General features: G+C 56.3%; 16 protein-coding genes. 7 read left to right on the top strand and 9 right to left on the bottom strand.

Annotated elements, in window-relative coordinates; genetic code table 11:
• Positions 1–41 precede the first annotated feature (41 nt).
• From glnD to CUN67_RS03670, 3 genes are all read left to right on the top strand, one after another.
• The gene (gene glnD, locus CUN67_RS03680) at positions 42–2,696 is read left to right on the top strand and encodes a bifunctional uridylyltransferase/uridylyl-removing protein GlnD (RefSeq protein ID WP_208717059.1); all 2,655 of its coding nucleotides are present in this window, start codon (positions 42–44) and stop codon (positions 2,694–2,696) included.
• 163 nt (positions 2,697–2,859) lie between these two features.
• On the top strand, positions 2,860–3,684 hold the full coding sequence (gene dapD, locus CUN67_RS03675) for a 2,3,4,5-tetrahydropyridine-2,6-dicarboxylate N-succinyltransferase (RefSeq protein ID WP_084872838.1): 825 nt from the start codon (positions 2,860–2,862) through the stop codon (positions 3,682–3,684).
• Positions 3,685–3,960: 276 nt separating this feature from the next.
• A complete protein-coding gene (locus tag CUN67_RS03670; protein ID WP_084872836.1) occupies positions 3,961–4,353 on the top strand; it encodes a DUF3461 family protein in 393 nt (130 codons plus the stop codon).
• A 28-nt stretch (positions 4,354–4,381) separates the two neighbouring features.
• Here the strand turns inward: CUN67_RS03670 and CUN67_RS03665 are convergent, their stop codons facing one another.
• From CUN67_RS03665 to dgt, 4 genes are all read right to left on the bottom strand, one after another.
• Positions 4,382–5,638: an alginate lyase family protein gene (locus tag CUN67_RS03665; protein WP_208714054.1), complete on the bottom strand. Its 1,257-nt coding sequence runs from the start codon at positions 5,636–5,638 to the stop codon at positions 4,382–4,384.
• Positions 5,638–6,795 (bottom strand): CdaR family transcriptional regulator, encoded by a 1,158-nt coding sequence (locus tag CUN67_RS03660; RefSeq protein WP_208714053.1) that lies wholly within the window; start codon positions 6,793–6,795, stop codon positions 5,638–5,640. Before CUN67_RS03660 ends, CUN67_RS03665 begins: the two co-directional genes overlap by 1 nt.
• Before the next feature lie 190 nt (positions 6,796–6,985).
• Positions 6,986–8,428 (bottom strand): serine endoprotease DegP, encoded by a 1,443-nt coding sequence (degP, locus tag CUN67_RS03655; protein WP_208714052.1) that lies wholly within the window; start codon positions 8,426–8,428, stop codon positions 6,986–6,988.
• 137 nt (positions 8,429–8,565) lie between these two features.
• A complete protein-coding gene (dgt, locus tag CUN67_RS03650; protein ID WP_208714051.1) occupies positions 8,566–10,059 on the bottom strand; it encodes a dGTPase in 1,494 nt (497 codons plus the stop codon).
• A gap of 99 nt (positions 10,060–10,158) precedes the next feature.
• Between dgt and mtnN the strand changes: the two genes are divergently transcribed.
• The 3 genes from mtnN to CUN67_RS03635 all read left to right on the top strand — a co-directional run bounded on the left by mtnN (position 10,159) and on the right by CUN67_RS03635 (position 12,020).
• Positions 10,159–10,857, top strand: coding sequence for a 5'-methylthioadenosine/S-adenosylhomocysteine nucleosidase (gene mtnN, locus CUN67_RS03645; protein WP_208714050.1), 699 nt, complete (start codon positions 10,159–10,161; stop codon positions 10,855–10,857).
• Entirely contained in the window at positions 10,850–11,662 is an 813-nt protein-coding gene (gene btuF, locus CUN67_RS03640) for a vitamin B12 ABC transporter substrate-binding protein BtuF (protein ID WP_208714049.1), read from the top strand. Before mtnN ends, btuF begins: the two co-directional genes overlap by 8 nt.
• A gap of 106 nt (positions 11,663–11,768) precedes the next feature.
• Positions 11,769–12,020 carry a hypothetical protein gene (locus tag CUN67_RS03635; RefSeq protein ID WP_208714048.1) on the top strand — a complete coding sequence of 84 codons (252 nt, stop codon included), beginning with the start codon at positions 11,769–11,771 and terminating at the stop codon, positions 12,018–12,020.
• A 28-nt stretch (positions 12,021–12,048) separates the two neighbouring features.
• Here CUN67_RS03635 and erpA read toward each other — a convergent pair whose 3' ends face one another.
• On the bottom strand, positions 12,049–12,396 hold the full coding sequence (gene erpA, locus CUN67_RS03630; protein ID WP_084872819.1) for an iron-sulfur cluster insertion protein ErpA: 348 nt from the start codon (positions 12,394–12,396) through the stop codon (positions 12,049–12,051).
• Between the two features lie 210 nt (positions 12,397–12,606).
• On the opposite strand from erpA, the gene hemL reads away from it, so the two are divergent.
• Positions 12,607–13,887 (top strand): glutamate-1-semialdehyde 2,1-aminomutase, encoded by a 1,281-nt coding sequence (hemL, locus tag CUN67_RS03625; protein WP_208714047.1) that lies wholly within the window; start codon positions 12,607–12,609, stop codon positions 13,885–13,887.
• 35 nt (positions 13,888–13,922) lie between these two features.
• Here hemL and fhuB read toward each other — a convergent pair whose 3' ends face one another.
• From fhuB to fhuA, 4 genes are read right to left on the bottom strand one after another with little or no spacing between them, the layout of a single operon-like run.
• Positions 13,923–15,902 (bottom strand): Fe(3+)-hydroxamate ABC transporter permease FhuB, encoded by a 1,980-nt coding sequence (gene fhuB / locus CUN67_RS03620; RefSeq protein WP_208714046.1) that lies wholly within the window; start codon positions 15,900–15,902, stop codon positions 13,923–13,925.
• Positions 15,902–16,780 (bottom strand): Fe(3+)-hydroxamate ABC transporter substrate-binding protein FhuD, encoded by an 879-nt coding sequence (gene fhuD, locus CUN67_RS03615; RefSeq protein WP_208714045.1) that lies wholly within the window; start codon positions 16,778–16,780, stop codon positions 15,902–15,904. The genes fhuB and fhuD overlap by 1 nt, the downstream gene beginning before the upstream one ends.
• Positions 16,781–16,788: 8 nt before the next feature.
• Complete coding sequence (gene fhuC, locus CUN67_RS03610; protein ID WP_208714044.1) at positions 16,789–17,583, bottom strand: Fe3+-hydroxamate ABC transporter ATP-binding protein FhuC; 795 nt, start codon at positions 17,581–17,583, stop codon at positions 16,789–16,791.
• A gap of 42 nt (positions 17,584–17,625) precedes the next feature.
• Positions 17,626–19,815 carry a ferrichrome porin FhuA gene (gene fhuA, locus CUN67_RS03605; RefSeq protein ID WP_208714043.1) on the bottom strand — a complete coding sequence of 730 codons (2,190 nt, stop codon included), beginning with the start codon at positions 19,813–19,815 and terminating at the stop codon, positions 17,626–17,628.
• Between the last annotated feature and the right edge of the window lie 74 nt (positions 19,816–19,889).

Genomic DNA, 19,889 nt, shown 5'->3' with positions numbered 1-19,889 from the left:
TAGTGTCGGCTTTTTTATGGCGTGCAGACGAGACGATGTCGATGAGTGGTAGCGTGACCGAAGCAGTACACAAGGGCCTGACCGATTCCCCTGCCGACTGGCCCGATGAAGCCTTAACCCGCGAGAACCTCAAACTCTATCTCGAACAATTTCAGCAGCATATGGGCGTGGCTTTTGATGCCGGGACCGATGTTGAATCGCTGATTGATGTACGCACGCTGTTTATCGATCGGCTGTTGCGCCGCTTATGGCGCTTCTTTGGCTTTGATCAGATGAAAGAGATCGCCCTGCTGGCGGTCGGTGGTTATGGCCGTGGCGAATTGCATCCGCTATCCGACATCGATGTACTGATCCTCAGCCGTCGCCCACTGGATGAGCAGGCGGCACAGCGTACCAGCCAACTGCTGACGCTGATGTGGGATCTCAAACTGGAAGTCGGCCATAGTGTCCGTACGCTGGAAGAGTGCCTGCTGGAAGGGCTGTCGGATCTGACCGTGGCCACCAACCTGATTGAGTCGCGCATGCTGACGGGTGACGTGGCGCTGTTTCTCGAACTGCAAAAGAACATTTTCAGTGATGGCTTCTGGCCCTCGGCGCAATTTTTTGCCGCCAAAATTGAAGAACAACAGGAGCGCCATAAGCGCTATCACGGCACCAGCTACAACCTGGAGCCGGATATTAAAAGCAGCCCAGGTGGCCTGCGCGATATTCACACGCTGCAATGGGTAGCGCGCCGCCATTTCGGGGCCACGACCCTGGATGAGATGGTCGGTTTCGGCTTTCTCACCGAGGCAGAACGCAACGAGCTGAATGAATGCCAGGAATTTCTCTGGCGCATCCGCTTTGCCCTGCATCTGACGTTAACGCGCTACGATAACCGGCTGTTGTTTGATCGCCAGTTAAACGTTGCGCAGCGCCTCAACTATCTCGGCGAAGGGAATGAACCCGTTGAGCGCATGATGAAGGACTTTTTCCGCGTCACGCGACGGATTGGTGAGCTGAATCAGATGCTGCTGCAACTGTTTGATGAAGCCATTCTTGGGCTTTCCTCAACCGAAAAGCCGCGTAGCATTGATGACGATTTCCAGCTACGAGGCGATTTGATCGACCTGCGCGACCCAACGTTGTTCGATCGTGAGCCACAATCGATTATGCGTATGTTTTACGTGATGGTACGCAACGAAGACATTAAAGGCATCTATTCCACCACGTTGCGCCAGCTACGTTATTCACGCCGCCATCTGAAACAGCCGTTGTGCCAGATTCCGGAAGCGCGCCAGACATTTATGGCGATTCTGCGCCACCCCGGGGCCGTGAAACGCGCGCTGTTGCCGATGCATCGCCATAGCGTGCTGTGGGCCTATACACCGCTGTGGGGCAATATCGTCGGCCAGATGCAGTTTGACCTGTTCCATGCCTACACGGTGGATGAGCACACCATCCGTGTATTGCAGAAGCTGGAGAGCTTTGCCGACGAAGCCACGCGTCCGATGCATCCCATGTGCGTTGAACTCTGGCCACGTCTGCCGCAACCGGAGTTGCTGCTGATGGCAGCACTGCTGCATGACATCGCCAAAGGCCGCGGCGGCGATCATTCTATTCTTGGGGCGCAGGATGCGCTGGATTTTGCCGAATTGCATGGTCTCAACTCACGCGAAACCCAACTGGTTGCCTGGCTGGTACGCCACCATCTGTTGATGTCGGTCACGGCACAGCGTCGTGATATTCAGGACCCCACCGTCATTCAGCAATTTGCTGAGGTGATGCAGAACGAAAACCGCCTGCGTTATCTGGTGTGCTTAACGGTTTCGGATATTTGCGCCACCAACGAAAGCCTGTGGAACAGCTGGAAGCAGAGCCTGCTGCGTGAACTGTTTTTTGCCACGGAAAAACAGCTGCGCCGCGGTATGGAAAACAGCCCGGACCTGCGCGAGCGCGTGCGCCATCATCGGTTGCAGGCGCTGGCCCTGCTGCGCATGGAAAATCTCGACGAAGAACGGTTGCAGCATATCTGGAGCCGCTGCCGTTCTGACTATTTCCTGCGGCACACCCCTAATCAGCTGGCATGGCATGCGCGTCATCTGATTAACCATGATTTAAGCAAACCGCTGGTGCTGGTCAGCCCGCAGGCCACCCGTGGCGGCACCGAAATTTTTATCTGGAGCCCGGACCGTCCTTACCTGTTCGCTACGGTGGCGGGCGAGCTGGATCGGCGCAACCTTAGCGTGCACGACGCGCAAATCTTTACCAGCCGCGACGGCATGGCAATGGATACCTTTATCGTGCTGGAGCCGGATGGCAACCCGCTTGCCGCCGATCGTCACCCGATGATCATCCAGGCGCTGGAACAGGCGATCACCCAAACGCAGTGGGTACCACCGCGCGTGCGTCGTCAGTCATCACGTCTGAAGCACTTCAGCGTGGATACCGAAGTCAGCTTCCTGCCGACCCATACCGATCGCCGCAGCTATCTGGAATTGATCGCACTCGATCAACCGGGTCTGCTGGCGCGGGTGGGAGAGGTTTTTGCCGATTTAGGTGTGTCGCTGCATGGCGCACGTATCAGTACAATTGGTGAGCGGGTTGAGGATCTTTTCATCCTGGCGAACAGCGAGCGACGCGCGCTTGATGCCGAAATGCGCAATGTATTGCAACAACGGTTGACAGAGGCCCTTAATCCAAACGATAAAGTGTGACCGCAATCGATTTATTACTCGTGCTTGCACGGATTTGTAGCGGCGCGATTTATCGCGCTGTTTTCAGGCATTTTCAGGGTTTGTTAAACCCGCGCGATAAATCGCGCCGCTACGGAATGTGCCTTAAACAATCAATTTAGTATGACAGACTCAGGAAATTATCATGCAACAGTTACAGAGCGTTATTGAATCTGCCTTTGAGCGTCGCGCTGACATCACGCCAGCCAGCGTGGACAGCGCCACTCGTGAAGCCATCAACCAGGTCATCGGTCTGCTGGACAGCGGTGAACTGCGCGTTTCTGAAAAGATCAACGGTGAGTGGGTAACGCATCAGTGGCTGAAGAAAGCAGTGCTGCTGTCGTTCCGCATCAACGACAACCAGGTCATGGAAGGCGCAGAAACCCGTTTCTACGACAAAGTACCGATGAAATTCGCCAACTGGGACGAAGCGCGCTTCAAAAAAGAAGGCTTCCGCGTTGTTCCTCCGGCAGCGGTTCGCCAGGGTGCATTTATTGCACGTAACACCGTGCTGATGCCGTCTTACGTTAACATCGGCGCTTACGTTGATGAAGGCAGCATGGTCGACACCTGGGCAACCGTGGGTTCCTGTGCGCAGATCGGTAAAAACGTTCACCTGTCTGGCGGTGTCGGCATCGGTGGCGTACTGGAGCCATTGCAGGCTAACCCGACGATCATCGAAGACAACTGCTTTATCGGCGCGCGTTCAGAAATCGTAGAAGGCGTGATCGTTGAAGAAGGTTCCGTGATCTCCATGGGCGTCTACATCGGCCAAAGCACCAAAATTTATGACCGCGAAACCGGCGAAGTTCATTATGGCCGTGTACCAGCGGGTTCTGTGGTGGTCTCAGGTAACCTGCCTTCTAAAGATGGCAGCTACAGCCTGTACTGCGCGGTTATCGTGAAGAAAGTTGATGCGAAAACCCGTGGCAAAGTCGGCATTAATGAGCTGCTGCGCACCATCGACTAAGGCGAATTTGCCTTAAATAAACTTATCCGACGGGCCTGTATTCAGGCCCGTAATTTTTTCTTTACACATCCCACCTGACAACCTGTTTCTCACCGCGAATTAACAAGTGCGTTTGTTTTTCAAACAGGTCATAATCCGCGCCAGTTAACTCAGGCCGCGCAATGTTCATCCCGGTTTTTTATGTCTACAGTTGTTTAAGCTGGTTGCTGCGTTTCAGCTGCATCCTGAATGATGATGGTCCTGCGCGCTCTCCCACTTTTGATGGAATATAAAGCTATGTACGACAACCTGAAAAGCTTAGGTATCAGCAACCCTGACGACATTGACCGTTACAGCCTGCGTCAGGAAGCCAATAACGACATCCTGAAAATCTACTTCCGCAAAGACAAAGGTGAATTCTTCGCGAAAAGCGTGAAATTCAAATACCCGCGTCAGCGCAAAACCGTGGTGGCCGACCACAGCAGCCAGGGATATAAAGAAGTTCAGGAAATCAGCCCTAACCTGCGTTATGTGATTGATGAGCTGGATCAGATTTGCCAGCGTGACCAGGTTGAAGTCGATCTGAAACGCAAAATCCTTGATGACCTGCGCCACCTGGAAAACGTGGTATCTAACAAGATTGCCGAGATCGAATCTGACCTCGATAAACTGACCCGCAGCGGTCGTTAATCCTTTCTTCCCGCTCTGCTCAGGCCAGCTAATGCTGGCCTTTTTTCTGCGCATAAGGCAGTGAAAACAGCCAGGTATCGCGCTGTGCCTGTTGTACCGCGCCACGTTCAGAAACTGTCGATGCTGTCCAGTCAGCCTGAGCAATGCGCTGCTGCCAGCGTGATTGCTGCAAGCTGTTATCCGCCAGCGATAATAAAGGAATCAGCCGTTGGCTGACGCGATCACGGTTTTTCCATGGCCAGGCTTTCGCCGGATCGCTGTAAGGTGCCATGGCTGCCAGCGCTGTGAGCAACGATCCGCCCTGCGGGTTCTGGTAATGCCAGAGATCGCCGGTGCCGCTTCGTTGCGCCAGTTGGGCAAGGTTGCTGAGTGCCTGCAGGTTAAAAAAGCTGTAATGAAAGGATCGCGTGCGCGCCAGTTCAGCCGGTTGCGTACCATCAGCACGAATCTGTTGATCGATCTTACTGCGCGCCAATGCCACCATCGCCTGCACCGTCGTGCGATCGCCAAGATACCAGGCAATGCCCGCCACCTGCGTACAGTACCAGCTGCCGTGGTTGTTAGCTGCTGCGGCCTCTTGCTGCGCCAGCGGGCTCTGTTGCAGCCAGTGCAGATACGCGTGAAACCATTGCTGCACGCCCTGCTCATCCGTGCGTCGCCAGCCCGGCGCACTGCGCAATAGCGTCAGCGCATCTACCACCCGGGTAGCGAAATAACGCCCATCAAGCACCCCGGTATGACGCCCCTCCGCCACACCTGGCACGCCCTGGGCAAAATTGAGATTAGGATTCATGCGACTGGCGGCATCAATGAACCAATGCCGCACCATCGCCTGCGCTTTATCGGCATAACGCTGCTCGCCCGAGAAGTAACAGGCGAGGGTCAATACCTGCAAATCGGCGGTAAAACGCGCCAGCCGGACACCATCGCTTTGATCATTTTTGCTGGCTGGATTGACCACCCCATCGCGCCGCTGCCAGGGCAGACCTGCCGGGTGGGTATCGTCTGGCCACCAATAGGCGCTCAGACTGAGATAATCATGCTTTGAACCGCTCGGTGGCAGCAGCCCTTTATCGGTGACGCTCGGGTCAGGATGCTTCAGCGCCTGCTGCGCTTCCCGCTGCAATTGCTGCCACGCTGCGCGGGTTGGTGCTGGCGCAGTATGCTGGGCCAGCTGTTGCCTGACCTGCTGTAAGTCGGTCAGGGAGAGAAAAGCCAGCTCAGTCGCCATACCCACACCACTGTACAACCACAGTAGTGATGCCAGTAGCCCTGCCAGCCTCATCAGGTCTGCTCATCCAGTTGCAGTGCCACATACAGCAGCAGGCGATCGTCAAAGTTACCCAAATCCAGGCCGGTCAATTCCGAGATACGGTTCAAACGGTATTCCAGCGTATTGCGGTGGATAAACAACGCACGCGCCGTAGCGCTCGGCTGCACATTATGCGTGAACCAGGCGATCAGGGTCCGACGCAGCAAACCGTTGTTATCCATATTTTTTAATTTCGCCAGCGGCCGGGCCAGCTCATTCGCCTGCCAGCCGCCACGTAAACTATCGAGCAGCACCGGCAGCACCAAATCCTGATAAAAATAGCTACGCTGCTCCGGCATACGCTGCTTGCCCACCATCATGGTGGTGCGGGCAGTACGATAGGATCGCGCGATGCTGCCCGGCCCGGTGAAGTAGTTGCCCAACGCAATGCGCATCCGCAGATGACCGCTCTCTTTCATCCGGTGCAGCAGTTGTTCCACCCGGCGACGGTGATCGTCCTGATCGTAGCGGCCATGCGTATTCAGCGCGGGCTTCAACACCACCATTTCGGTCAGCGACACAATGGCGATCAGGTTATCGCGCTCAGGCGTGGTCAGCAGGGTTTGCAGTTGCTGTAATTCCGACATGGCGCTATCTACGCCCAGCTGGCCGCTATCGACCTCCACCACCGCCACAACGCGTGGCTGATTGAGGTCGATACCCAGCCGCTGCGCCCATTCACTCAACGCCGGTGACAGGCTTTCGCTCCGCACCAGGTTTAGCACCAGTTCTTCACGCAGACGGCTGTCCTGCGCCAGCATATGCAGCAAACGTGCCTGTTCCAGCATCATTTCAGCTGTCATGCAAACCAGCTCGCCGTAATGACGTAGTGCGACCGGCTGCCCGGTCAGGCCGATCACGCCGACGATTTCACCATCAATACGCAACGGCAGATTAATACCAGGGCGGACGCCATGCAGATGTCTGGCAACAGCCTCATCAATGTCCACCACCCTGCCCTGCGACAGCACCAGCAACGCACCTTCGTGCAATTCGCCAATACGCTCACGGTCACCACTGCCAATAATGCGGCCACGGGCATCCATCACGTTGACATTGCTGTCAATAATTTTCATGGTGCGGGCAACAATATCCTGAGCCAGGCGCGCATCGAGATGATAGGTGGCCATCAATCACTCCAGAAAAAAGACGAGAAGACAGAATACGCGCCCATCAGACAGCTGACATTGTGCAAATGCACATAGCCGCAGGAATAATGCGGGAATTGCGGGGGAGGTCACACTCGCTGAATATTTGACCGGACCCCATTGTTACAAAAAAGGCGGACCGAAGTCCGCCTTGAGTTTAACGCTACAGAGATTACTGCATCAGGAGGTACAGGCTGCTGTCGCCGCGCTGTACATTCAACGCCAGAACCGACGGTTTGGTGTCGAGGATCTTGCGTAATTCGCCCAGATTCGCCACGCCCTGCTGGTTCACACCGAGGATCACATCGCCTTTTTTCAGGCCGATGCGCGCCGCAGCACTCCCCGCTTTCACGCTATCGACACGCACGCCTTTCTGGCCATTGCTGTCGACATTGCTCAGGTCAGCGCCTTCAATGCCGGTGTAGATAGTGGCTGACTGCACTTTATCCTGGGTGCTCTGCTGCAACTCCACGGTGACGCTCACCGGCTTGCCGTCACGCAGCAGACCCAGTTGCAGTTTGGTGCCAACCGGCAGCGAACCGACTTCCGCACGCAGTGCTGAGAAGCTGGTCAGCGGTTTACCGTTCATGGAAACCACGACGTCACCCGCTTTGATACCGGCTTTCGCCGCCGCTGAATTTGGCAGTACCTGGCTGACGAACGCACCGCGCTGTGCATCGACTTTCATCGCTTTTGCCAGCTCAGAGTTCAGCTCGGTGCCCATAATACCCAGCTCACCGCGTTTCACCTGGCCATATTCGACCATCTGCGCGCTGAGGTTTTTCACCATGTTACTCGGGATAGCAAAACCGATACCGATGTTGCCACCGTCCGGTGCCAGAATCGCGGTGTTGATACCGATCAGTTCACCGTTAAGGTTCACCAGTGCACCACCCGAGTTACCCCGGTTAATCGCGGCATCGGTCTGGATGAAGTTTTCATAGTTTTCGACATTCAGGCCACTACGACCCAGTGCCGAAACAATGCCCGAGGTAACGGTTTCGCCGAGACCATACGGGTTACCGATGGCCACGGTGTAATCACCCACGCGCAGATTGTCGGAGTCAGCAATCTTAATCGCCGTCAGGTTTTTCGCATCTTTCAGCTGGATCAACGCAATATCCGACTGCGGATCTTTACCGATCACTTTCGCGTCGTAGCGACGGCCATCGCTCAGCTGCACCTGGATTTTTGTCGCGTTTTCAACCACATGGTTGTTGGTGACCACGTAGCCTTTATCCGCATTGATCACCACGCCAGAACCCAGCGCACGGAATTTCTCCTGCTGCGTGTCGCTACCGCCGCCGCTGTTATCGCCGCCGCCGCCGCCCTGACACATCGGTGAGCTTTGGAACGGCGAGCCGTCCTGGCAGAACGGGGAGTTATCACCAAAGAACTGCTGGAATTGCTGCGGCATGCGCGGCGTCTTCACCGTCGTGCTACCTTCCACGCTGATACTCACCACCGAAGGCATCACTTTTTCCAGCATGGGTGCAAGGCTAGGCAGCTGTTGACTGGAGGAGGAAGCTGTCTCCGCCGCGAAAACACTGACAGGGCTGAATGCCATGCCCAGACTAAGTGCCAGCGCACTTAACGTTAATGTGCTTTTTTTCATTCATCTGTGTCTCATATAAGATTTACGTCCGGACCATTGCTGTGGTCGTGATGATGAGATTAAATTGTAAACGCGAAGTTCCTGATAAAGTTTTGGGTAAAAGTAAAAAATTATTCCTCTTCTTTACAAAACTTCGCTTATTCCACCGCCATCAAACGACGGTACTCATCCCAGGCATAAAGATCGGTCATACCACTGATATAGTCCTGAATAAGGCGTGAACGATAATAGCGTTCCCACAGCAGACGCTCATATTTATGTTCCACAATCAACGTGCGCATTGATTGCTGATACGCTTTGCGATGTTTGCCAGAAAGTTTATGAAACAGACGCGTTTCAATCGGATGTCTGGCTAAGAAATCATCATTCATCAGCGTGGTGAACTGCTCATAATCCAGCTGCATTAATGACTGATAAATTTCCAGTAATCCTTTAATTACGCGATAACCCTGTAATTCCAGCTGTTCGACTTCCGGATGATTAAACACTTGCTGACGCGCGACCGTTTTAAATAACATCAGCAAGCGACCTTCCTCACCATCATCCTCCAGCAGGGCATGATTAAAATTACCTGTAAAAATAGCGGGTAAGTTATCGATAAAGCGCCGTACCGCATGGCTGACTAACACGTTTTGTACGTTAACACGTAGCGCCATAAAAAATTGATCGCCTTTGGTGCGCCATTTCTTTTGGCAGGCTTCTTTCCAGGCCTCACCAATGGTGCGACTAAATGCATCACCCGGTTTCACCCCTCCCCAGGCTTTCAGCAAATAGTCATATAAGGTATCAACATTGAAAATATCTTTCTCCACTGCGTCGTCAAGGTCGGCGATGCAATACGAGATATCATCGGCGGCTTCCATTATCCAGGTCAGCGGATAACGATGATGTTCTTTTATATCGGTAGCCACCCGAAGATTCGCGACATATTCCCGCTCTGATAAATAAAAACCCGGCTTTTTCATTAATACGCTGAACTCAGCCGGTTTATCTCCCTGCCACCAGGCCGGGGCGGTATATTTCAAAATGCAGGCCACCTGAGCATAACTCAGGTTCAGTTGCAGCAAGGTATGGACCATGCGAATCGCCTGCGCATTGCCTTCGAAGTGGCACAAATCCTGACGAATCATTGCATTCAGCTGGTCAAAAGCGGCGCGTTGCGCATCATCTTCGACCCCCGCCACCAGCGGATCAACCAGTTCAGCGGGCAAATTGTCATCAAACCAGTCATTGATCGCCGCCTCACCGAAGTGACCAAAAGGCGGATTTCCCACATCATGTAACAGGCAAGCCATCTCGATCAGGCTTTCAAATGCGCCTTCCAGCTCATCCAGCCCGTATTTCGCCAGCCCGCCGCCCTGGGTTTTCAGGCATTGCAGGATCTCTTTCGCGATGTAGCGTCCGGTTTGTTGCACTTCCAGCGAGTGGGTCAGACGCGAGCGCACGGCTGCATTGCGCTCCAGCGGAAAGACCTGGGTTTTTTGTTGCAGACGGCGGATAGCGGCAGAATTAATAATACGTCCACGATCGCTTTCAAAATGACGGGTAATAAAGTATTCCCCTTCGGGATCTTTGCGGCTGGTATAGGGACGGGTGAAGCTGATCTTCTTCCTGAAATTGATCGTCGCCATAATTACCCCTTATTTTTTCGTGAATTCTTCCTCTGACAGCCATGTTAGACTATGCCTCACTTTTACCGTTTACATCCACAACATTAGCGAGACTCTTTTATGAAAGCAGGCATTATTGGCGCGATGGAGCAGGAAGTCACCCTGCTGCGTGACAAGATTGAAAACCGTCAGACGCTGACGCTGGCCGGGTGCGAAATTTACACTGGCACGCTGAATGGTGTTGAGGTTGCCCTGCTGAAATCGGGCATTGGTAAAACCGCAGCTGCCCTCGGCACCACGCTGCTGCTGCAACTGTGCAAGCCAGACGTGGTGATCAACACCGGATCGGCCGGTGGCCTGGCCCCGACCCTGAAGGTCGGCGATATCGTGGTTTCTGACGAAGTGCGTTATCACGATGCCGATGTGACCGCTTTTGGCTACGAACCAGGCCAGATGGCCGGTTGTCCGGCCGCTTTTGTCGCCGATGAAAAACTGATCGCCGCCGCTGAGCGGGTGATCAAACAGCTGGATCTCAACGCGGTACGTGGCCTGGTGGTCAGCGGCGATGCCTTTATTAATGGTGCCGCACCGCTGGCGCGCATCCGCAGCACTTTCCCGCAGGCGATTGCCGTCGAAATGGAAGCCACGGCGATTGGTCACGTGTGCCACCAATTCAAGGTGCCTTTTGTCGTCGTTCGCGCCATCTCTGATGTCGCCGATCAGGAATCGCATCTCAGCTTTGATGAATTTCTCAGCGTCGCCGCGCAGCAATCTTCCCTGATGGTAGAAAACCTGCTGGCACAGTTGGCACGTGGCTAAATCGTTCTGGCTGGCCGGGCTGCTGCTGTTTTGCAGCAGCCTGCTGGCTGCCACGCCGCGCGTGATTACCCTTGCCCCGCATCTGACGGAACTGGCATTCGCCGCCGGTATCACGCCGGTGGCGGTGAGCGCCTGGTCTGATTACCCGGCCAGTGCCAAAGCGCTGGAGCAGGTGGCGAACTGGCAGGGCATCCGCATTGAGCGCATTGTGCAGCTCAAACCGGATGTGGTGCTGGCGTGGCGTGGCGGCAACCCACAGCGGCAAATTGATCAACTGCAACGCTTAGGCATTAAGGTGGAGTGGATCGATCCGCAAACCCTTGATCAGATGATTGATGCGCTGGCGTCACTGCAACGCTGGAGCCCACATCCGCAGCAGGCGCGTGATGCCGCCCAGGCACTGCGCAGCCAGGAAGCGCAGCTACGTCAGCAGTATCAGGCACAGACGCCCGTCCGGGTGTTTTTGCAGTTTGGTCAGCAGCCGCTGTTCACCGCCGCCCGCAACACATTACAAAATGAAGTGATCGAATTGTGCGGAGGCCGTAATATCTTTGCCGATAGCACGGTGAGCTGGCCGCAGGTCAGCCGCGAGCAGGTCCTGGCGCGTCATCCCCAGGCGATTGTCATGGGCGGTACTGCCGCACAGGCCAGTGCTATCGGGCAGTTCTGGCAACCGCAGTTATCGGTGCCGGTAATTGCGCTTAATGATGACTGGCTAAGCCGACCGGGGCCACGTTTGCTGCTGGCAGCGCAACAGCTGTGCGCGGCGCTGCATCCGGCGAAAATCAGTACCAAAAACGATTAAAGAATCACCAAAGATTGTCGTTAATCAGGTAACAAAGCACAGCAGCCATGTATGCTCTGTGCCCTTTTTGCGCTTAGCGCAATTTTAAAAACACCAGGAAATCAACATGACCAGAGCTCTGCTGCTGGCCATAGGGCTTGTGATCGCGGCACCCATCGGTGCGGCCACCACCACCGGCTCTATCGTCGCTACGCTGACTATCTTCTCCCGCTGTGATATTTCACGCCCCGGCGTTCAATCGCTGCCTGCGGTAGATTGTGGCCGCCATTTCAGCGCGCAGCCACGGATTACGCAAAGCACATTGCCTCGCGATGCGATGCGCCACGAAACGTCACGATTAGTTACGATAGAGTGGTAACAGGCCGCCAGAACGGCGGCCTGATAAATCAGATACTGAAGGAAGAACCGCAGCCACAGGTGGTTTTGGCATTCGGGTTGGTCACGATAAAACGTGAGCCTTCCAGCCCTTCGGTGTAGTCAACCGAACCACCCACCAGATATTGCAGGCTCATCGGGTCAACCACCAGCGCCACTCCCTGTTTCTCGATGGTCATGTCGCCGTCATTCATCTGGTCATCAAAAGTGAAACCGTACTGGAAGCCGCTACAGCCACCACCGGTGATGTAAACACGCAATTTCAGATCCGGGTTCTCTTCATCCGCGATCAGATTTTTCACTTTTTTCGCTGCTGCATCGGTGAATTGCAAAGGCAGTGCTGCTACATCGTCACTCATGTTTTACTCCGGGTAAACGTCCAGGTCAGAAAACGACCTCAATCACGCTATTATCTGCCAGCCGCAGAGTGCAATCAAGTCTTGCCCTTCGCACTGCGTGCCGCCTGTTATGCTTTAAAGTATAGCCACATGGCGCGGGTGCCTTTCACCTGACCGCTATCTTCCCGTAGAATGACGCGAGTTTTTTTAAGACACAGCCGGAGCCGAAGAATGAGTAAGTCAGAAAACCTGTATGCCGAAGCACAGCGCCTGATCCCTGGCGGTGTGAACTCCCCGGTACGTGCGTTTACCGGTGTGGGCGGCGTGCCGCTGTTCATTGAACGCGCTGATGGCGCTTACCTGTATGATGCCGACGGCAAAGCCTATATCGACTATGTCGGATCATGGGGTCCGATGGTGCTCGGCCACAACAACGCCACCATCCGTAATGCGGTGATTGAAGCGGCCTCACGTGGCCTGAGCTTTGGTGCGCCGACCGAGATGGAAGTGAAAATGGCGCAGCTGGTATGCGAGCTGGTGCCGAGCATGGATATGGTGCGTATGGTTAACTCCGGCACCGAAGCCACCATGAGCGCGATTCGTCTGGCGCGTGGTTTCACCCATCGTGACAAGATCATCAAATTTGAAGGCTGCTATCACGGCCATGCCGACTGCCTGCTGGTGAAAGCCGGTTCTGGCGCACTGACCCTCGGCCAGCCGAACTCGCCGGGCGTGCCAGCTGATTTCGCCAAACATACCCTGACCTGCACTTACAACGATTTGTCCACCGTGCGCAGCGCGTTCGAGCAATATCCTGAGGATATTGCCTGCATCATCGTTGAGCCGGTCGCGGGTAACATGAACTGCATTCCACCGCAGCCGGACTTCCTGCCTGGCTTGCGGGCGCTGTGCGACGAGTTTGGCGCTCTGCTGATTATTGACGAAGTGATGACCGGCTTCCGTGTCGCGCTGGGCGGCGCGCAGGCGTATTACGATGTCACCCCGGATCTGACCTGCCTCGGTAAAATCATCGGTGGCGGTATGCCGGTGGGTGCCTTTGGTGGCCGTCGTGATGTGATGGCAGCGCTGGCACCGACTGGCCCGGTTTACCAGGCGGGAACCCTGTCCGGAAACCCGATTGCCATGGCAGCCGGTTTTGCCTGCCTGTCGCAGATTGCCCAGCCGGGTACTCATGAAACCCTGACCGAGCTGACCACCCAATTATCAGAAGGTTTGCTGGCGGCCGCCAAAGCGGAAAACATCCCGTTGGTGATTAACCATGTGGGCGGCATGTTTGGCCTGTTCTTTACCGCAGCCGACAGCGTGACCTGCTATCAGGACGTCACCCAGTGTGATGTGGAGCGCTTCAAACGTTTCTTCCATCTGATGCTGGAGGAAGGTGTCTACCTGGCTCCGTCTGCGTTCGAAGCGGGCTTTATGTCGCTGGCACACAGCCAGGAAGATATTCAGCGCACCATCGATGCAGCACGCCGCTGCTTCGCGCAGCTGTAATAAAACAAGCGGTGCGCATCAGTGCGCACCCTACGTCATCGCACCCGCCGCAGCAGCCAGATAAAATACGGCGCGCCAAAGAAGGTGGCCATCAACCCCGCCGGAATCTGATCCGGAAACGCCAGCATACGACCACACCAGTCGGCAAACACCATCAACCCCGTTCCCAGCAGCCCCGCCATTAACACCTGCGGTAAGGCACGGCGGAAGCCCAGCATGCGCACGATATGCGGAGCCATCAAACCGACAAAACTTAACGGCCCGATGGTTAAGGTGGCGGTAGCCGTCAGCGCCGCAGCCAGCAACAACAGCGCCAGACGCGATGTTGTCAGCGCCATGCCCGCCGAGCGTGCCGTCGCGCTACCCAGTGGCAGTAACGTCAACCAGCGGCTCGCCAGCGGTGCCAGCGCCACCAGCACCACGCCACAAACCGCGCTTTGCAGCGCCTGCTGCATAGTAATGTTGTAGGTAGAACCCGAGATCCAGCTCAGCAGGCCGCCCATACGCGGATCGCCGCTTGCCATTAACAACATCAGTAAGGTGACGAAGGCGCTGTTCAGCGCCATCCCCGCCAGCAACATGCGTTCCGGCGAAAAGCCGCCGCGACTGGCCACCAGCATAATGGTCAGCAGGGTGACCGCTGCACCCAGCGCACCGGCTGGAAGCAACCAGGCAATCGCATTACCCGGCACGAAAAACATCATCACCACCACGCCGCAGGCAGCACCGGAACTGATCCCCAGCACTTCCGGGCTGGCCATCGGATTGCCGGTTAAACGCTGTATCAGCGCCCCGGCCACCCCGAGCATCAGCCCGACTACCAGCGCCGCCAGCACACGCGGCGCGCGCCACGGCAGCAGCTGATGCAGCATATCGCCACTGACCCAGGCCCAGCCGTGCGCATCACGGCCAAAGGTCACGCCGATCACCCCCAGCAATGCCAGTATCAGCAGGCCAGACAAGCACCAGCGCGCCACCGCCTGACGTTCAGCCGGCACGTTGTCTCCCTGATTCAGCAGCGGAGGCACCGAGCCGGTACGCAAGCGCGGCAGCAGCCAGAGCAGAATCGGCACGCCAATCAGCGCGGTCGCCGTGCCGGTGGACACTTCACGCCAGTGCGTCGTCAGCCACAACACGCATTGATCCGCCAGCCACAGCAATAACGCACCAATCAGCGGAGCCAGCAGCATCCGGCTCAACAGACGGCGGCCGCCCAGCATCTTCGCCAGCAGTGGAGCAAACAAGCCAATAAAACCTATAATACCCGCCACGTTGACCAGTTGGGCGCTAAGCAGAATCGCCAGCGCCAGCGTTGCCACCCGCGCCAGTGACAGCGCCAGTCCGAGGTTTTTGGCAACGCCATCATCCAGTCCCATCAGGGTAAGTGGACGCAGCAACGCCAGCGCCAGCACAAAGGCCAACAGCAGACGCGGCCACAACAAGGCCACATTGCGCCCATCCAGCTGATTGAGCGCACCGGTACTCCACAGAAACATGTTCTGCAATTGATCGTGGTTGAAGATGGCAAAGATCTGGTTGACCGCACCGGCATACAGGCTGAGCACCAGCCCGGCGAGAATCAGCGTCACCGGCGACAGGCGTTTGCCCCAGGCTACGCCAAACACCAGAATCCCCACCACCACCGCGCCGCCCATCGCAGCGAATTGTTGCGTCAGCGCTCCGCCGGGTAACTGCCACAGAGTAGCGACCGTAATGCCAAGCTGGGCACCGGAAGAAACGCCCAACGTAGTGGGGTCTGCCAGCGGGTTACGCAGCACCTGCTGAAACAACAAACCCGCCAGCCCCAGCCCGGCACCGACCAGCAGCGCCAGCGCGAGGCGAGACAACAAGCTGTGATGGAACACCACCTGCTGGATATTGTTGACGTCCGGCGCGACAAACGCCTGCGCCCACTGCGCCATCGGCAGCGCCTGACGCAGGTTAACCAGGGTTAACGCCAGCGCCAGCAGAAACAGGGCACTTAATAGCGCGACGGGAAAAAGACGGTTGCGCATCAGTGCGACTCCAGCGCGTGTTCCAGCACGCGGACAAATTTCAGTGCCGAGTAAGTGGCACCGTAATACCAGACGGCAGGGACACGCTGAAAATGCCCGGCGCGCACAAACGGCAGCGCCTGCCAGAGTGCCGTTGCCATCATCTCCTGCATCTGCAATTCATTATCGTGGTCGAAGCAAATCACCGGGACATCTCCCACGGCAGCCAGTCGCTCGATGCCAATCACCGCGCTGCCCCAGAAGTTGGTTTCGCCCTGCCAGGCGCTTTGCAGCCCCAGATGATCCATCACCTCCAGAAACAGGCTGCCTTTACCAAAGGTAATGGCATGGCGGCTATCGAGGATCGACATCAGCAGGATCGGTCGCCCGGCCCAGGGTTTGAGGCGTTCGCGCGCCGCCGCCAGCACGCCATCGACGTACTCTAAATGCTGCACGGCCTGCGCTTCACGGCCAATACGCGCCCCCAGCGCATGCAATGACTTGCGTGCGGTGCTAAGGGGTTTGCCATCGCCACTGTTCAGATCAAAGCCCATGGTGGGGGCGATGCGCGCCAGGTTAGCGGCTGAAGGGCCATAACCATTGGAATGCAGGATCAGCGAAGGATTGAGCTGAGTCATCAGCTCCAGATTGGGTTCAGTGCGCAGGCCGAGATCGATCGTCCCGGCAGGCAGGGGCGGTTCCCCCACCCATACCCGATAGTTATACACATCCGCGACGCCCAGCGGGGGCACGCCCAATGCCATCAGCAATTCAGTGGGTAACCACTCCAGCGCCAGAATGCGCTGGGTATCCGGTAACGCCGCCTGTAACGGCGACATTTTCATTAACGGCGTTAGCGCCAGCGCCGCCAGCAAACGACGGCGTGAAATATCCAGCATAGCCAGCCTTAATAGACGAAACTGACGGGCGCACCGCCCTGCGGATGGGGCAGAATGCCCATCGGAATGCCGTAAATGCTGCCCAGCACATCAGCTTGCATGATCACTTCAGGTCCACCTTCGGCAATCATTTCACCGCCACGTAATGCCACCAGTTGATCGCAATAGCGCGCCGCCATATTGATATCATGCAGCACCGCGATCACCGTCAAACCACGCTCCTGGCTGAGACGTTGAATCAACGCCAGCACTTCCACCTGATGGGCGATATCCAGCGCCGAGGTCGGTTCATCCAGCAGCAGGCAGCGGCTGTTTTGTGCCACCAGCATCGCCAGCCAGGCACGCTGACGTTCACCCCCTGACAGGCTATCCACCAGACGCCCGGCAAAGGGTTTAAGCCCCACCAGCGCAATCGCTTCCTCCACGCGGTCACGATCTTCCTGACCATAACGACCCAGCGCCCCGTGCCACGGATAGCGCCCAATCGCCACCAGCTCGCGCACCGTCATGCCTTCTGCCGCCGGTAACTGCTGCGGCAAATACGCCACCTGACGGGCAAAATCCTTGCTGCCCCACTGTTCCACCGCTTCATCGTTCAGCAACACGCGGCCTTCACTGGCGGCCTGATGGCGTCCGAGCATTTTTAGCAGTGTCGATTTGCCGGAACCGTTATGGCCGATCAGGGCCGTCACTTTGCCCGGCGTGAAGGTGAGAGAAAGCGGATGGAGCAGCGTGCGCCCAGGCACGCGAAAACTGACGTTATCCAGCGTAAAGGTTGTTTCCTGGTGGTGCGGATGCTGCATGGTAATCCCTGGCGTTACGGGCGCGTTCCGCGCCCTTTGCTATCAGAAACGGAAGGTTGCAGTACCAACAATCTGGCGATCGGTGCCCCAGTAGCAGGCATATTCGCGGTAGCAGCTGGCGACATACTCGCGATCAAACAGGTTGTTGACGTTGATACCCAGCGATGAACCCGGCAGGCCGAAACGTGCGAGGTCATATTTCACTGCCGCATCAACCACGGTATAGCCCTTCACATCGAAGTTTTGGTTGGCATTATCGCCCGTGCTATACAGCCCTTTGCTGGCACCGGTATAACGCACACCAGCACCCAGCGTCAGGCCAGAAAGTGCGGTTTCGTGGAAGGTATAATCTCCCCACACGGACGCAGTTTGTTTCGGTACCTGCACCGGGGTTTTGCCCTGGAGCTGCGTATCATGGGTATATTCCGCGTCGGTGTAGCTATAACCCGCTGTCAGGTTGATATTGGCGTTCAGCGCCGCTTTCGCTTCCAGCTCCACACCGCGTGAACGGATCTCACCGCTCTGAATGCTGAACAGAACGTTGTTCGGATCGGCGGTCAGGTTTTTGGTTTTGGTCAGCTGATACACTGCCGCCGTCAACACAATCGGACGATCTTTCGGTACGTATTTCACGCCCGCTTCATACTGCTTAGCACGGGAAGGATCGAACGGCTGGCCGCCTGAAGTGGTGCCCGGCGTCGGAATAAAGGATTCGCTGTAGCTGAAGTACGGGGCGATTCCGTTATCAAACACGTAGTTCAGACCGCCACGCCAGGTAAATGCCTGATCGTGGCTTTTCACTTCGGTGTTGCCATTGCGGTTCAGCGCTGAAGTCATCGCATAATCGTAGCGACCACCCAGCGTCAGCACCCAGCGGTTCCACTCCATCTGATCCTGCGTGTAAAGGCCGGTCTGCTCCTGACGATTCAGATACTGATACAGGAAAGGTGTGCCGGTGGTGTTGTTACCATATTGCGGGCTCACCGCGCTGATCGGATCGGCGCTGGCGAAAGCCGCATCGATATCATTGCGCGTGCGCTGGTAATCCACACCCATCAGCAGCGTATGATCCACCGCGCCGGTAGCGAATTTAGCCTGTGCCTGGGTATCCACCGCGAACTGGTTCAGCTTCTCATTTGAAATGGCCGAACCACGGGTGATTTCCTGCGTTGCGGCATCATAACCGTTGCCGTAAATGCTGCGATAATCGGTACGCAGGTCGGCATAGCGCAGATTCTGACGCACCGTCCAGGTGTCGTTGAAGCTGTGCTCAAAGCTGTAGCCCACCATTTTGGTGTTGCGCGAAATCTTGTTGCTCGGTTCGCCTTCATCAAAGTTGGTCGGCAGTTTGTACTGGCTACCGTCAGCACGAATAATCGGTACCACGGTGCCTTCACGCGGCAGCCAGCCGTAGTAACCGGTTTCGGGTTCGTTCTGGAAATAGGTCAGCAGATCGAAACGGGTATTGGCATCAGGACGCCAGCTAAAGGAAGGCGCGATGGTGTAGCGCTTTTCTTTGTTCATCTCCTGCTGCGCATCCTGGCTGCGCGCCAGCCCGGTCAGACGGTAGCTATAGACGCCAGCATCATCCAGCGCGCCACCAAAATCGAAGCCGGTGGAAAAGCGGTTATCCGTCCCCATCTGGAACTGCACTTCGCGCAAGGTTTCCTGCGTCGGACGCTTACTCACCAGCGACACCACACCACCCGGGTTGCTTTTACCGTACAGGACAGAAGCCGGGCCACGCAGCAATTCGGCGCGCTCAAGGAAGTAAGGATCGATGGCGAACTCGGAGTAGTTATCGCCCTGCAACTTCAGGCCATCGAGATATTGGTTGGTATTCGTTTCGCTGAAGCCACGAATGGAGAAAGCATCGATGACATCGGAGCTACCGCGGTTATCACTGATGCCGGGGGTATAGCTGAAGGCACGTTTGACCGACTGGACATTGTGCATCGCCATCTCTTCCTGCGTCACCACAGAAACCGACTGCGGCGTCTTCTCGATAGGCGTATCGGTTTTGGTGGCCGTGGCGCTGCGTTTCGCGGCGATAGTCGGTGCCGGACCCCAGGCGCTTTCCTGGGAGGCAGCAGACCCCCCATCGGCGGTGACTACCACCGTATCTTCAGCCAGCGCTTGCGCGCTCAGGGTGCCCAGGGTTAAGGAAATCAGTAAAGCGAGCGGACGTTTGGTAGACGTACCGCGCGGGAAGGAAACATTTCGCGCATTCATATCAGGGTCTCTCGAAAAAAAGTCGGTGCAGGCGAATGTAAACGAGAATGATTATTAGAAAGGTTGGATTTTAG

Source organism: Pantoea cypripedii (assembly GCF_011395035.1).
GTDB classification, from domain to species: Bacteria; Pseudomonadota; Gammaproteobacteria; order Enterobacterales; family Enterobacteriaceae; genus Pantoea; species Pantoea cypripedii_A.
Note: the sequence above shows the minus strand (reverse complement) of the source record. Positions and strands in the feature narration are given on the sequence as shown.

Bases quoted from the DNA above. Each gene is read 5' to 3' on its own strand.
- glnD (WP_208717059.1), top strand. From the start codon at position 42: ATGAGTGGTAGCGTGACCGAAGCAGTACACAAGGGCCTGACCGATTCC.
- dapD (WP_084872838.1), top strand. From the start codon at position 2,860: ATGCAACAGTTACAGAGCGTTATTGAATCTGCCTTTGAGCGTCGCGCT.
- CUN67_RS03670 (WP_084872836.1), top strand. From the start codon at position 3,961: ATGTACGACAACCTGAAAAGCTTAGGTATCAGCAACCCTGACGACATT.
- CUN67_RS03665 (WP_208714054.1), bottom strand. From the start codon at position 5,638: ATGAGGCTGGCAGGGCTACTGGCATCACTACTGTGGTTGTACAGTGGT.
- CUN67_RS03660 (WP_208714053.1), bottom strand. From the start codon at position 6,795: ATGGCCACCTATCATCTCGATGCGCGCCTGGCTCAGGATATTGTTGCC.
- degP (WP_208714052.1), bottom strand. From the start codon at position 8,428: ATGAAAAAAAGCACATTAACGTTAAGTGCGCTGGCACTTAGTCTGGGC.
- dgt (WP_208714051.1), bottom strand. From the start codon at position 10,059: ATGGCGACGATCAATTTCAGGAAGAAGATCAGCTTCACCCGTCCCTAT.
- mtnN (WP_208714050.1), top strand. From the start codon at position 10,159: ATGAAAGCAGGCATTATTGGCGCGATGGAGCAGGAAGTCACCCTGCTG.
- CUN67_RS03635 (WP_208714048.1), top strand. From the start codon at position 11,769: ATGACCAGAGCTCTGCTGCTGGCCATAGGGCTTGTGATCGCGGCACCC.
- erpA (WP_084872819.1), bottom strand. From the start codon at position 12,396: ATGAGTGACGATGTAGCAGCACTGCCTTTGCAATTCACCGATGCAGCA.
- hemL (WP_208714047.1), top strand. From the start codon at position 12,607: ATGAGTAAGTCAGAAAACCTGTATGCCGAAGCACAGCGCCTGATCCCT.
- fhuB (WP_208714046.1), bottom strand. From the start codon at position 15,902: ATGCGCAACCGTCTTTTTCCCGTCGCGCTATTAAGTGCCCTGTTTCTG.
- fhuD (WP_208714045.1), bottom strand. From the start codon at position 16,780: ATGCTGGATATTTCACGCCGTCGTTTGCTGGCGGCGCTGGCGCTAACG.
- fhuC (WP_208714044.1), bottom strand. From the start codon at position 17,583: ATGCAGCATCCGCACCACCAGGAAACAACCTTTACGCTGGATAACGTC.
- fhuA (WP_208714043.1), bottom strand. From the start codon at position 19,815: ATGAATGCGCGAAATGTTTCCTTCCCGCGCGGTACGTCTACCAAACGT.